An 11724-nucleotide genomic window follows, 5' to 3' on the forward strand; every position below is an offset into this window, starting at 1 on the left:
ACCGCCGATACCGTCGTGGTCCGCACCGTGCTGCCGATCGGCCGGAGGGTCCGTGCGTCGCAGGTGTTCGGCGTCCCCGGAGACCTCACCCATCTCGCCGTCGACGCGTGGCTGCTGCCCACGGACGCCCGCCTCGAGGGCCTGTGGGTGGGACACTGCGTGACCGGCTCCGGGCACTCGCCGCCGGGCCCGACGAGCGCGCCACGCCGGCGTGGCCAGTCGTGGCGGACGCGCTCGCCCGGCTCGGTGCGCAACCGGGCGACTGCGGCGTCCAGGCCTACGACCAGGGAAGGCCGCGGGGCCGCTGACGGCAGCGCGGCGACGACCCTGTCGAGCGTGACGGCGGGCGCGTCGCCGGTGACCAGCGCACCGTAGGCGGCGGCCACGACCGGGGTTCGGCTCTGTGCGTGCACGCAGTGCAGCGGCACGGTCCGGCGCTCGCGGCGCAGGTCGGCGACGACGGCGAGGACCGCGAGCCGGGTCAGATCCGCGGCCCGCAGGCTCGTCGTCCGTGCCGTGCACCGGGCCCGCGACCTGCACCGCGCCGACCCCGACCCCCGCGGCCTCCTCGGGCCCGAGTTCACCCTGCTCGAGCTGCAGCGCCTGCACGAGGCCGTCGCCGGCACCGAGCTGCAGAAGGACACGTTCCGCCGACCTCGGCGGTGTCGGCGTGCGCGGCGAGCCGGACCTCGATCTCCGCGGGATCGACGAGGAACCCCCGGCTACCTGCGGGAGCGGCTCAGCCCCGCCAGGCTCCGCGGGCGTAGTTCGGCGGATAGGGCGCCTCGTCGGCGGGCACACCCAGCTCGTGCGCGGCCCGCCACGGCCAGCCCGGCTCGCGCAGCGCCGCCCGGGCCAGCAGCACGACGTCGGCGGCACCGTCGTCGAGAACCCGTTGCGCCTGTGCGGGGTCGGTGATCAGTCCGACCGCGGCCGTCGTCACGCCCGCCTTCTCCCGCACCGCACGCGCGAACGGCACCTGGTAGCCGGGGCCGACCTCGATCTGCTGACGCGGGTCGAGGCCACCGGAGCTGACGTCGACCAGGTCGACGCCCTGGCCCGCGAGCAGCCGCGACACCTCGCACGTCTCCTCGAGCGTCCAGCCGCCCTCCACCCAGTCGGTCGCCGACAGCCGCACGCTCACCGGCTTGTGCTCCGGCCACACCGCGCGGACGGCGTCGACGATCTCGCGCAGCAGGCGCGTCCGGTTCTCGAACGAGCCGCCGTAGGAGTCGTCGCGCAGGTTGGACAGCGGCGACAGGAACTGATGGACCAGGTAGCCGTGGGCCCCGTGCACCTCGACGGTGTCGAACCCGGCGGCGTCGGCCCGCACGGCCGCGGCGGCGAACCCGTCGACGACCTCCCGGATGCCGGCCGCGTCGAGCGCGTGAGGCACGACGAGGTCGTCGAACGCCGCCGCGGACGGCGCCACCGCGGTCCAGCCGCCGTCGGCGGGCGGGACCGGCGCGCCGCCGTGCCAGGGTGCCTCGATCGACGCCTTGCGCCCGGCGTGCGCGAGCTGGACGCCCGCCGCCGCGCCGCGGTCGTGCAGGAACCCGACGATCCGCGCCCACGCCTCGGCCTGCGCGTCGTTCCAGATTCCGACGTCCTGCGGGCTGATCCGGCCCTCGGCGAGCACGGCGGACGCCTCGGTGAACACGAGGCCGAACCCGCCGGTCGCGCGGGCACCCAGGTGGACGAGATGCCAGTCGGTGGGGACGCCGTCGCAGGCGTCGACGGCGTACTGGCACATCGGCGCCAGCCAGATCCGGTTGCGGACGGTCAGCCCGCGCAGGGTGATGTGGTCGAACAGCGACGGCATGGGACCGGCTCCTTCGGGCGGACGGGCGGCCGCACCTGCGCCGCCGCCAGTCGGTGATACCAGGCCGCCTGACCGTCGCGCTCCGGGGAGTGCGCAACGTCGCCCGCACACACGAGAGCGGCCGACCCCCGAGGGGCCGGCCGCTCTCGTCACTCACGCGACGGCAGGAACGTCAGAACCAGACTTTTCGACCACCGACCGGGCGGCCGACGCTACCGAGCACCAGCAGCACGATCCCGATGAGCAGCAGGATTCCGCCGATGTAGTAGAGCACCGGGATTCCGACAACGAGTCCGATGACCAGCAGAATCAATCCGATAATGATCATTCTTGCCACTTCCTTTCCGAAGGGGCCGGGGGAAACTGATCGAGAGTGCACCGCCGGGCCCTGCCGGAAACCCCTCCGCAGGTTTTCACACCGTTCGATGTAACGACCAGGACCGGACGCCGGGCCGGCGTCACCCGAAAGGCCGCGAATTGGTCACGAGAAAGTCACGGCGCGCGCGTTTGAACCGCCGCCCAGCGGTGACCCCTGTTGTGCCCCGGGCCTCGCCGGCCCGGCCGGCCGCTCGCGCGGGCCCACCACCACGAGGAGATGACGCACGTGACCGACCAGCGGGTCCCCCCGACCACCACCGACGCCGGCATCCCTGTCGAGAGCGACGAACACTCCCTGACCGTCGGCCCCGGCGGCCCGCTCCTGCTGCAGGACAGCTACCTCATCGAGCAGATGGCGCAGTTCAACCGGGAGCGGATCCCGGAGCGTCAGCCGCACGCGAAGGGCAGCGGCGCGTTCGGCCGGTTCGAGGTCACCGCCGACGTCTCGGCGTTCACGAAGGCCTCGCTGTTCCAGCCCGGCGCGACGACCGACCTCGCGGCGCGCTTCTCGACGGTGGCGGGCGAGCGCGGCAGCCCCGACACCTGGCGTGACCCCCGCGGATTCGCGGTGAAGTTCTACACGCCAGAGGGCAACTACGACATGGTCGGCAACAACACACCGGTGTTCTTCATCAAGGACCCGATGAAGTTCCAGCACTTCATCCGTTCCCAGAAACGCCGCGCCGACAACAACCTGCGGGACCACGACATGCAGTGGGACTTCTGGACGCTGTCCCCGGAGTCCGCGCACCAGGTCACCTGGCTGATGGGCGACCGCGGAATTCCGCGCACCTGGCGGCACATGAACGGCTATTCGTCCCACACCTACATGTGGATCAATGACGCGGGCGAGGAGTTCTGGGTCAAGTACCACTTCAAGACCGACCAGGGCGTCGAGTTCTTCACCCAGGACGAGGCCGACCAGATGGCGTCGGCGGACACCGACTACCACACGCGCGACCTGTTCGAGCACATCCGCGACGGTGAGCACCCGAGCTGGACGCTGCAGGTGCAGGTCATGCCCTACGCCGACGCCGAGGCCTACCGGTTCAACCCGTTCGACCTGACGAAGGTCTGGCCGCACGCCGACTACCCGCTGCTCGAGGTGGGGCGGATGACGCTCGACCGCAACCCCACCGACAACCACACCGAGATCGAGCAGCTCGCGTTCCAGCCCAACAACCTCGTGCCCGGAGTCGGCCCCAGCCCCGACCGGATGCTGCTGGCCCGGCTGTTCTCCTACTCCGACGCCCACCGGCACCGTCTCGGCGCGAACTACCAGCAGATCCCGGTGAACGCCCCCACCTGCCCGGTGCGCTCGTACTCCAAGGACGGGGCGATGCGGATGCAGAAGGTCTCCGACCCGGTGTACGCGCCCAACTCCTACGGCGGCCCGGCCGCCGACACGTCCCAGCACGTCCCGACCTGGCAGGCCGACGGCGCGATCATGCGCAGTGCCTACGTCGACCACGCCGAGGACGACGACTGGGGGCAGGCCGGCACGCTGGTGCGCGACGTCCTCGACGACTCTCAGCGGGGCCGGCTCGTCGACAACATCGTGGGGCACCTGCTCAACGGGGTCAGCGAGCCGATCCTGCAGCGTGCCTTCGAGTACTGGCGCAAGGTCGACAAGGACCTCGGCGACGCGATCGCCGCCGGCGTCCGGGAGAAGGCCGACGAGACCGATCCCAAGGCCGCCGACCAGGGCAACGCGGCCCGGAGCTCCATGCAGGCGAAGGCCTGAGTGGTCAGACCGCCCCGCGCAGGGCGGCGTGACGCTGCCTGAGCGCACCGTCCTTGTTGACGGGGTTCTGCGCCTCGTCCGGCTCCACACCCGCCGTCGTGGCGATGGAGTTCATCTCCGACACCATCGCCACGAGGTGGGCGAGCCGTACCTCGGCGGCGTCCACGGGGTGCTGGCCGCGCAGCACGGCCAGCGTCTGGTCGACCCACAGGGTCTCGGCGTGCATGCCGGCGTCGTGGAGCACCTCACGCATCCGATCGGCCAGCTCGCGGGGTTCGAGGCCCAGCCAGCCGCGCAGGGTGCGTGCGTCGAGCGGGAACAGCCGGTCGCGGTCGCGCAGGTACAGCAGCTCGAGGGCGTAGCCGTGGCCGAACGCGCAGTAGATGCAGCCGTTGTGCAGCGAGACGACCAGCGCGGCGAGGTGCGTGCGGACCGGGCCGAGGACGTGCAGCGTCGTGAGATAACGGGGCATGTTGGCGGCGAACCAGCGCAGCGCACCACCGACGCCTTTGCGCGCGACGATGTGCGGCACCATGCGCGGGGCGAAGCCCCACATGAGGCGGCAACCCCACTGGAGAAGACCGGTGACAGCCCGGTCGACCACATGGCCGCCCATGGTCAGCTCCTTGCTCTCAGTGAGTGAGAGATTACGCGCCGGACACCCGTCACGGTGGCCTTTCGGTCGAACCGCATCTTCCGCGACACGGACAGTGCGCCGAACGGCCGTACTCGTTCGACCGAATGACAGCTGTCCGTCGACGACCGTTCGGCGCCGACCGTTGTCGGCCTCCCGATTGCGGCTTGCAGGCCCCCGCGAGGTGTGTCGCCCGGGCGTGCAGCGCCTCAGTCCAGCAGGTCGGAGACCTGGTCGGCGGCGGCGACGGTGAGGGCGCCGAGGCGGCCGGCGTCGGCGACATCGAAGCGGACCGTCGGGATCGACAGCGCGAAGGCGGCGACCGGTCGGCCCGCCGCGTCGGTGATCGCGGCGCCGATCGCGGCGACGTGCGGACGCCACCAGCTGGCGGCGTTGACGGCGTACCCGCGCTCGCGGGTGGCGGCGACCTCGGCGCGCAGGGCGTCGGCGTCGACGATGGTGGTGCCGGTGTGGCCGTCGAGCCCGGCGGCGATCACCGCCTCGACCTCGGCGTCTGGCAGCTTCGCGAGGATCGACAGCCCGCTGGCGGTGCCGTGCAGGGGCGCGATGGTGCCCAGCTCGACGTAGGTGCGCACGGTCTGGGTGCCGTCGCGGCGGGCGACGATGACGAGCGCGTTGTCGTCGCGCATCGCGAGGTGGACCGTCTCGTCGGTCTGCCGGGACAGCGCGCGCATCGCGGGGAGCGCCGCCTCCCGCATCCCGCCCTCCCCCGCGGCGCGCAGCCCGATGCCGATCGGTTTCGCGGTGAGCCCCCACCGGACCCGTTCGATGTCGACGACACGCAGCCAGCCCGCCTGCTGCAGGGTGGCGAGGTAGCGCTGGACCGAGCTCTTGGGCATGTCGGCGACCCGGGCGAGCTCGGAGACGCCGACGGGCTGGCGGCGCGCGACCTCCTCGAGGATGCGCAGGGTGCTCAGCGCGCTCTGGACGCCCGTCTCGCCTGCAGCACGTGACATGAACCCCTCCCGCCTTGACGCCCCTCGGGCGCCGTGCCGACAATCGTACGCACAGCCGATACGTCGTTCCAACAGCCGGAACGACAGGAAGGGGCATCGTGACCCTCCGCCAGAGCTACCGGAGCGTCCTGTTCGTCCCGGCCGACCGCACCGACAGGGTGCTGTCCGCCCCGTCCCGCGGTGCCGACGCGATCGTCGCCGACCTCGAGGACGCCGTCGCCCCCGACTCGAAGGCCGGGGCCCGCGCCTCGCTGGCAGAGCTGCTGGTCGCGGGGCGCGTCACCGGCAGCGTGATGGTCCGGGTCAACGCCGCGGGCACCCCGTACATCGTCGACGACGTCGCCGCGCTCGCCCCGGCGTTCGGGTCGCTGGACGCGGTGGTGCTGCCCATGTCCTCCCCCGACGGCGTCGCGGAGCTGCACCGGCTGCTGGCCGAGCACGACGCCCCCGAGGACCTCGCGATCGTCGCGATCGCGGAGACCGCCACCGGAATCCTCGACGCCCGCGCCACGGCCGCCGCCTCGCCCCGGGTGACGACGCTGCTGTTCGGCCCCGCCGACCTGTCCGCGGAGCTGGGCGTCACCGTCACCGCGGAGGGCACCGAGCTCGCGCACGCCCGGGCGCACCTCGTCCTGGCGTCGGCCGCCGCCGGCCTGCTGCCGCCGATCGACGGCCCGTACCTCAACGTCGACGACGCGGCGGGGCTGGTGTGCTCGGTCCGGGTCGCCCGCACGCTGGGCTTCGGGGGCAAGGCCGCGATCCACCCGGCGCAGCTGCCCGCCGTGCACGCGGAGTTCGCCCCGGACGCGGCGACACTGCGGTGGGCCCGCGAGGTCGTCGCCGCCGCGGAGGCGGCCGCCGCGGCCGGGTCGGGGGTGGCCCGGCTGGCCGACGGCACGTTCGTCGACGAGCCCATCACCCGCCGCGCCCGGGCGCTGCTGGCCGGAGCGGCGTCGTGAGCGCCCGGCTGACGCCCGCGCTCGCGGAGTTCGTCGCCGACCCGGCGCGGCACGCGACCGACGAGATCGCCGCACTCGCGACGGCGGCGGTGCTGGACACGGTCGGCTGCGCGCTGGCGGCGACGTCGGAGCCCGCGGTGACGCGGCTGCTCGACGCGCTGGGCCCGCTGCCCGGCGGACCGTGCCGGGTGCTCGGCGCGAAGGACACCCGCACCGACGAGCGCACCGCCGCCCTGGTCAACGGCACCGCGGGGCACGCCCTGGACTTCGACGACGTCGACGACGCGCTCACCGGACATCCGAGCACCGTGCTGGTGCCGGCGCTGCTGGCGGTCGCGGAGTCGGTGGGCGCGTCGGGGCCCGACGTGGTGGAGGCCTACTGGCGCGGGCTCGTCGTCGAGCGGGCACTCGCGGCGGGGCTGGGCATCGGCCCGCACTATGCGCGCGGCTGGCACTCGACGGCCACGCTCGGGGTGCCGGGGGCAGCCGCGGTCGCCGCGGTGCTGCTGGGTCTCGACGCCGCGACGACCCGGCACGCGCTGGGGATCGCGGCGTCACGGGCGGCGGGGAGCCGTCGCAACTTCGGGTCGATGACCAAGCCGCTGCACGCCGGTACCGCCGCCGCGGACGGGGTGTTCGCCGCCCGGCTCGCGGCCGCCGGGTTCACCGCCGACGCCGACCAGCTCGACAGCCCGCTGGGCTACCTCGCGCTGTTCTCCGACCAGCCGGACCTCACGGCCGCCGCGGACCGCGCGCTGGGGGTGCTCGCCGATCCCGGGCCCGCAGCCGTCAACGTCAAGCTGCACGCCTGCTGCTACGCCACCCACGCTCCGGCCGACGCGGCGTTGGACCTCGTCGCCGCGGGCGTGCGCGCCGAGGACGTCGAGAGCGTCGCGGTGCGGGTACCCCCCGGTGGGCTGCGACCCCTCATCACGCGGCCGCCGGCGACGGAGCTGGAGGGCAAGTTCTCGATGGGCTACGTCGTCGCCGCCTGCCTGTCCGACGGGGAGCTGCGGCTGTCGTCGTTCACCGACGAGGCCGTCACCCGCGCGGGCGTCGCCGACCTCGCAGCGCGGGTGACGTCGGCGGAGTCGTTGCCGCCCAGCGGTTCCGGCGACGGCCTGGAGTTCAGCGCGGAGGTCGTCGTCCGCACCAGGGACGGGGCGGCGCACACTTCGCACTGCCCCGCGCCGCGCGGGCACGCGACCCGGCCGGCGGGGACCGGCGCGGTGCGCGCCAAGTTCGACGACTGCCTCGCCCGCGGCGGCCACGCCGCCGACGCGGACGCGGTGTGGGACAGCCTGTCCGACCTCGCCCGGGCAGGCGTGCGATGACGGTCCGCCCGCTCGCGGGGGTCACCGTCGTGACGGTGGAGCAGGCCGTCGCGGCCCCGTTCGCCACGCGCCACCTCGCCGACCTCGGCGCCCGCGTCGTGAAGATCGAGCGGCCCGGCGGCGGCGACTTCGCCCGGGCCTACGACCGCACCGTGAACGGCACGTCAAGCGTGTTCCTGTGGCTCAACCGCGGCAAGGAGTCGGTGACGCTCGACCTCAAGTCGGCCGAGGGCCAGGACGTCCTGGAGCGGCTGCTCGCCGACGCCGACGTGTTCGTGCAGAACCTCGCACCCGCCGCGGCGGTGCGGGCCGGCCTCGACACCGCGGCGGTGCAGGTGCGGCACCCGCACGTCGTCGCGTGCGGGCTGAGCGGCTACGGCACGGGCGGGCCGATGCGTGACGCCAAGGCCTACGACCTGCTCGTCCAGGGCGAGACGGGGATGATCTCGGTCAACGGCTCGCCGGAGGAGATGGCCAAGGTCGGCATCTCGATCGCCGACATCTCCGCCGGCATGTACGCCTACTCCGGCATCCTCGCCGCGCTGGTGCACCGCGACCGCACCGGTGTGGCGCTGCCCGTCGACGTCGCACTGTTCGACTCGCTCTCGGAGTGGCTCTCCTATCCCCTGTACTACGCGATGTACGGCGGGACGACGCCGCCGCGGATGGGCACCACCCACCCGACGATCGCCCCCTACGGTGCGTTCACCTCCGCCGACGGCACACCCGTCCTCGTCGCGGTGCAGAACGACCGGGAGTGGCGACGGCTGTGCGAGATCGTGCTGGGCGACCCCGCCGTCGCCGACGACCCGCGGTTCGCGAGCAACCACGACCGCATCGGCAACCGCTCCGAGCTCGACGCCCTGATCGGCGCCCGGTTCGCCGCGCTGCCCACGGCAGACGCGCAGGCCTTGCTGGACAAGGCCGGCATCGCGCAGTCACGGCTCAACGACCTCGCCGACCTGCCGGCGCACCCACAGCTGGTGGAGCGCGACCGCTGGGTCGACACCGAGACCCCGACGGGCCCGGCCCGCACGCTGTTCCCGCCCGGCCTGCCCGGCCGGACCGACGAGCGGCCCGACCTCGGGTCCGTCCCCGCCCTCGGCGCGCACACCGACGCCGTACTCGCCCGCCTGGGCCACACCCCCGACGAGATCGCGGCGCTGCGCGACCGCGGCATCGTCTGACGATCTCACCGGAAGGGAACCCGACCCCCATGACTGCCACCGACATCCTGACCACCGAGAGCGAGGTCCGCCGGGACCTGCGCGAGCTCATCGACCGCGTCTGCCGCGACCACCCCGACGCCTACTGGCGCGAGCTGGAGGAGACGCACTCCTACCCGGAGGCGTTCGTCGACGCGCTCACCGGCACCGGGGTGCTGGGCGCGCTCATCCCCGAGGAGTACGGCGGCCTGGGCCTCGGCCTGGGCGACGCGACGGTGATCGTCGAGCAGATCAACCGCAACGGCGGCAACTCCGCCGCGGTCCACGCCCAGCTCTACACGATGGGCGCGGTGCTGCGGCACGGCAGCGCCGAGCAGCGCGAGCAGTACCTGCCGGGCATCGCCAGCGGCGCGATCCGGTTGCAGGCCTTCGGTGTCACCGAGCCCGGCGCCGGCACCGACACCACCAGGATCCGGACGTTCGCGCGCCGCGACGGCGACTCCTACGTCGTCAACGGGCAGAAGGTGTGGACCTCCCGGGTCCAGCACTCCGACCTGATGCTGCTGCTCGCCCGCACCACCCCGCTCGACAAGGTGGCCAAGAAGTCCGACGGCATGTCGATGTTCCTGATCGACATGCGTGAGGTCGAGGGCATCACCGTCAAGCCCATCCGCGCCATGGTCAACCACGAGACCAACGAGGTGTTCTTCGACGACGCCCGCATCCCCGCGAGCTCGCTGGTCGGCGAGGAGGGCAAGGGCTTCCGCTACATCCTCGACGGGATGAACGCCGAGCGGATCCTCATCGCCGCGGAGTGCATCGGCGACGGCCGCTGGTTCGTCGAGCGGGCGTCGAAGTACGCGACCGACCGCGTCGTGTTCGACCGGCCCATCGGCCAGAACCAGGGCATCCAGTTCCCCATTGCCCGCGCCCACGTCCACGTGGAGGCCGCCGACCTGATGCGCTGGAAGGCCGCCGACCTCTTCGACGCCGGGCAGCCCTGCGGCGCCGAGGCCAACATGGCGAAGCTGCTGGGCGCCGACGCCTCGTGGGAGGCCGCCAACGCCGCCCTGCAGACCCACGGCGGGTTCGGCATGGCCACCGAGTACGACATCGAGCGCAAGTTCCGCGAGACCCGGCTGTACCAGATCGCGCCGATCTCGACGAACCTCATCCTCGCCCACATCGGCCAGCACGTGCTGGGCATGCCGCGCTCGTTCTGATCCGTTCCCACACCCCGCAGGAGGACTCTCCCCGTGACCGTGCACCACACCTCGACCGGCCACTTCTTCGAGGACTTCGTCGCAGGCGACGTCTACGAGCACGGCGTCGGCCGCACCATCACCACGACCGACAACATCTGGTTCACCCTCCTCACCCAGAACACCGCGGCCGCCCACCTCGACCACCACTTCGCCGCGCAGACCGAGTTCGGCAAGCCGCTGGTCAACTCGACGCTGACGTTCGCGCTGGTCAACGGGCAGAGCGTGCGCGACATCTCGCACAACGTCATCGCCAACCTCGGTTGGGACGACGTCAAGATCCCCAACCCGGTGTTCGAGGGCGACACCGTCTACTCGCGCACCGAGATCGTCGAGAAGCGGGAGTCGAGGTCGCGGCCGCACGCCGGTCTGCTCACCGTCCGCACCGAGGGCTTCAACCAGGACGGCACGACGATCATGACCTTCCGGCGGACCGTCATGGTCTACAAGAAGGGCCACCGCCCGGGCACCGCCGGCGACGCGGGCTCCGACGCCACCTCATGACCTGTGAGCGGCGATGGTCGCCATGGCGACCGTTGCCATTCACGACCCCGCCCGTCACACCTTCCCGGCATCCTCGCGACCATCGCCACTCACGGGGCGGCGGCCTGCCTTTCAAGCGCCGCCGGCCGCCTTCACCAGCCGACGTGCCTCGCGGATCTCGGGCGGGGCGGGGATGTCGGGCAGCAGCCGCGTCGCGGTGCGGACCGCGCGCAGGGTCGCGGCCGTCGCGAGGTCGGTGGTCGGCAGCCCGGGCAGGCCGTAGAGGCGGCGTGCCCAGCGCGGCAGGGTCGCGACGGCGAGCGTGGACACCGTCGAGATCGCGGTCTTGGTCCAGCGCGGCGCCTCCCCCCTCGGTGCCAGCAGGTTCGCGACGCCGCGCGTCGCCTCCTCGGTGAGCCGCAGCGTCGGGCGCACGGACGCGAAGTAGTCGGCGAGCTCGGCGCGCGTACGCGGCACCGACACCGGGTCGACGCCGATCACCTCGGCGGCCCGCACGCTCTCGGCGACGTAGTCGTCGGCCTCGGCGGGATCGAGGATGCCCGAGCGTCGGGCGATGTCGACGTAGGAGTCGATCTCCGCGCAGTGCACCCACAGCAGGCCCGCGGGCGCGTCGACCCGGAACCGGCGCCCGGTGTCGGGGTCGACCGCGGTCAGCGACGAGTGCAGCCGCCGCACCCTGGACGCCGCCGCCTCGACCTCGGCGCGGCTGCCGAACGTGCGGGTGCCGACGAACTCGACGGTCCGCTGGAACCGCGGGTAGGCCTTCTTGGGGTCGAACAGGGCGGAGTTCTGCCAGGTCGCGCGCATGACGTCGGGCTGGAGCGACTGCAGCAGCAGCGCTCGCATCCCGGCGATCCACATGACCGGTTCCAGGTGCACCCGCCACGTCACCGACGTGGGGCCGAACAGGCCGTGGTCCATACGATCCAGCATGCCTCCAGGAC

Annotated in this window: 12 protein-coding genes and 1 pseudogene; 8 read left to right on the forward strand and 5 right to left on the reverse strand. The window is 72.9% G+C overall.

Going from position 1 to position 11724, the window contains the following annotated elements; genetic code table 11:
- The first annotated feature begins 15 nt into the window (after nucleotides 1-15).
- Entirely contained in the window at nucleotides 16-375 is a 360-nt protein-coding gene (locus TOK_RS02140) for a hypothetical protein (RefSeq protein WP_141566236.1), read from the forward strand.
- A 141-nt stretch (nucleotides 376-516) separates the two neighbouring features.
- Nucleotides 517-642, forward strand: a pseudogene (locus tag TOK_RS35215) (hypothetical protein); the annotation flags it as partial.
- A gap of 97 nt (nucleotides 643-739) precedes the next feature.
- Here TOK_RS35215 and TOK_RS02145 read toward each other — a convergent pair.
- Together TOK_RS02145 and TOK_RS32265 are read right to left on the reverse strand one after the other, a co-directional pair.
- Nucleotides 740-1822, reverse strand: a complete 1083-nt coding sequence (locus TOK_RS02145; RefSeq protein ID WP_098956067.1) for an NADH:flavin oxidoreductase/NADH oxidase — start codon at nucleotides 1820-1822, stop codon at nucleotides 740-742.
- Between the two features lie 172 nt (nucleotides 1823-1994).
- The gene (locus TOK_RS32265; protein ID WP_098956068.1) at nucleotides 1995-2150 is read right to left on the reverse strand and encodes a hypothetical protein; all 156 of its coding nucleotides are present in this window, start codon (nucleotides 2148-2150) and stop codon (nucleotides 1995-1997) included.
- A 276-nt stretch (nucleotides 2151-2426) separates the two neighbouring features.
- Between TOK_RS32265 and TOK_RS02155 the strand changes: the two genes are divergently transcribed.
- On the forward strand, nucleotides 2427-3944 hold the full coding sequence (locus TOK_RS02155; protein ID WP_098956253.1) for a catalase: 1518 nt from the start codon (nucleotides 2427-2429) through the stop codon (nucleotides 3942-3944).
- A gap of 4 nt (nucleotides 3945-3948) precedes the next feature.
- Here the strand turns inward: TOK_RS02155 and TOK_RS02160 are convergent, their stop codons facing one another.
- Together TOK_RS02160 and TOK_RS02165 are read right to left on the reverse strand one after the other, a co-directional pair.
- Nucleotides 3949-4560, reverse strand: coding sequence for a hypothetical protein (locus TOK_RS02160; protein WP_098956069.1), 612 nt, complete (start codon nucleotides 4558-4560; stop codon nucleotides 3949-3951).
- 227 nt (nucleotides 4561-4787) lie between these two features.
- Nucleotides 4788-5555 carry an IclR family transcriptional regulator gene (locus tag TOK_RS02165; RefSeq protein WP_098956070.1) on the reverse strand — a complete coding sequence of 256 codons (768 nt, stop codon included), beginning with the start codon at nucleotides 5553-5555 and terminating at the stop codon, nucleotides 4788-4790.
- A gap of 98 nt (nucleotides 5556-5653) precedes the next feature.
- Here TOK_RS02165 and TOK_RS02170 point away from each other — a divergent pair, with 98 nt between their 5' ends.
- From TOK_RS02170 to TOK_RS02190, 5 genes are read left to right on the forward strand one after another with little or no spacing between them, the layout of a single operon-like run.
- Nucleotides 5654-6514, forward strand: a complete 861-nt coding sequence (locus TOK_RS02170; RefSeq protein ID WP_172457359.1) for a CoA ester lyase — start codon at nucleotides 5654-5656, stop codon at nucleotides 6512-6514.
- Nucleotides 6511-7848, forward strand: a complete 1338-nt coding sequence (locus TOK_RS02175; protein ID WP_098956072.1) for an MmgE/PrpD family protein — start codon at nucleotides 6511-6513, stop codon at nucleotides 7846-7848. The genes TOK_RS02170 and TOK_RS02175 overlap by 4 nt, the downstream gene beginning before the upstream one ends.
- The gene (locus TOK_RS02180; RefSeq protein ID WP_098956073.1) at nucleotides 7845-9035 is read left to right on the forward strand and encodes a CaiB/BaiF CoA-transferase family protein; all 1191 of its coding nucleotides are present in this window, start codon (nucleotides 7845-7847) and stop codon (nucleotides 9033-9035) included. The genes TOK_RS02175 and TOK_RS02180 overlap by 4 nt, the downstream gene beginning before the upstream one ends.
- Nucleotides 9036-9064: 29 nt before the next feature.
- On the forward strand, nucleotides 9065-10237 hold the full coding sequence (locus tag TOK_RS02185; protein ID WP_098956074.1) for an acyl-CoA dehydrogenase family protein: 1173 nt from the start codon (nucleotides 9065-9067) through the stop codon (nucleotides 10235-10237).
- Nucleotides 10238-10270: 33 nt separating this feature from the next.
- On the forward strand, nucleotides 10271-10780 hold the full coding sequence (locus tag TOK_RS02190) for a MaoC family dehydratase (protein WP_098956075.1): 510 nt from the start codon (nucleotides 10271-10273) through the stop codon (nucleotides 10778-10780).
- Nucleotides 10781-10891: 111 nt separating this feature from the next.
- On the opposite strand, the gene TOK_RS02195 is transcribed toward TOK_RS02190, so the two are convergent.
- Complete coding sequence (locus TOK_RS02195) at nucleotides 10892-11713, reverse strand: oxygenase MpaB family protein (RefSeq protein WP_098956254.1); 822 nt, start codon at nucleotides 11711-11713, stop codon at nucleotides 10892-10894.
- Nucleotides 11714-11724: the final 11 nt, after the last annotated feature.

The organism is Pseudonocardia sp. N23 (assembly GCF_002583555.1).
Lineage (GTDB): Bacteria > Actinomycetota > Actinomycetes > Mycobacteriales > Pseudonocardiaceae > Pseudonocardia.